The sequence below is a fragment of the Oleiphilus sp. HI0043 genome (genome assembly GCF_001634935.1).
Genome location: NZ_LWEY01001811.1, coordinates 1 through 1,485, shown reverse-complemented (window position 1 = coordinate 1,485; position 1,485 = coordinate 1). Strand labels below are relative to the sequence as shown.

The window sequence follows — 1,485 nt, the reverse complement described above, 5'->3', positions numbered from 1 at the left end:
CCATCGACGAATCAATAGTTCACTGAGCTTGGAGTCCTCAAACACTTGTGCAGCCATGGTTTTGACTTCAGGAAGCCAATTTTGGTCACGTTGAAGGTCTGCAATCCGAAATTCGACCATACCGGTTTGCCGGGTACCCAGAACTTCACCAGGGCCTCTTAACTCCAGATCTTTCTCGGCAATGACAAAGCCATCGTTACTTTCGCGCATTACACTTAAGCGCTCTTTGCCATTGGCGGATAGAGGTGGGTGGTACATTAGCGCACAATAGCTTTTTAAAGCGCCCCTTCCTACGCGGCCGCGCAACTGATGTAGCTGGGCGAGCCCTAAGCGCTCAGGGTTTTCAATAACGATAAGGTTCGCATTGGGAACGTCCACACCGACTTCAATAACAGTCGTAGCAACCAATACATCAATACGCCCTTCTTTGAACTGATCCATGATTAGGCTTTTATCCTGAGCCTTCATTCGCCCATGAACCAAGGCGACAACCAAACCTCCTAGCTGAGCTTGTAACCAGGCCAGGCTTTCCTCTGCAGCCTGACACTGCAGGGCTTCAGATTCTTCTATAAGAGTGCAAACCCAATAGGCCTGACAGCCGGCTTCACAAGATTTTCTAACCCGTTCAACCATTTCGGAGCGTCGACTATCTGGAATGGCAAAGGTTTCTATTTTTTGTCTGCCTGGGGGGAGTTCATCGATTACCGAGGTGTCGAGGTCGGCGTAGGCGCTCATTGCCAATGTCCGGGGTATGGGCGTGGCGGTCATAATGAGCTGATGTGGCACCAAACCGGAGTCTTGCCCTTTGTTTTTTAAGGATAAACGCTGGTGAACACCAAAGCGGTGTTGCTCGTCGATAATCGCCAGGGCCAAGCGTGAAAACTTCACTTCATCTTGAAACAAAGCATGTGTGCCGATGACGACTTGAGCATTACCCGATGCGATTTTTCCCAAGGCGGCTGCTCGGGTCTTGCCCTTTGACTTACCACTTAGCCATGCGATTTCTATCGAGTTGCCATCAGGAAGCTTAAGCTCGGCAAACCACTGACTGAAGTTCAATAGATGTTGCTCGGCAAGAATTTCAGTGGGAGCCATTAAAGCGACTTGAGCACCCGACTCTACAACCTTTAAGGCTGCCAAGGCCGCAACGATGGTCTTACCTGAGCCGACATCGCCTTGTACCAATCGTAGCATGGGGAAGGCTTGGCCTAGGTCATGGTCGACGTCGCTGCACACTTTTTTTTGTGCACCGGTTAGTTCAAAGGGGAGCTGCTCAAGCAGTTGAGTGCCTAGCTGGCTATTATTCTGGCAAGGCAAGGCTTGGTGACTTTGTACGCCTTTGCGGAGTTTTAACAGACTTAAGTGATGCCCGAGTAATTCTTCAACAATAAGGCGTTGCTGACATAAATGCCGCCCTTCTAGCAAAGCGAGTTGGTCGGCTTCGGTTGGTGGAGCATGTAAGTAACTTAGTGCATGTTTAAGTTC

General features: G+C 49.9%; 1 protein-coding gene. It reads right to left on the bottom strand.

Annotated elements, in window-relative coordinates:
* The coding region (gene recG / locus A3729_RS27935; RefSeq protein ID WP_068634514.1) for an ATP-dependent DNA helicase RecG at nucleotides 1–1,485 on the bottom strand (1,485 nt) is incomplete at both ends.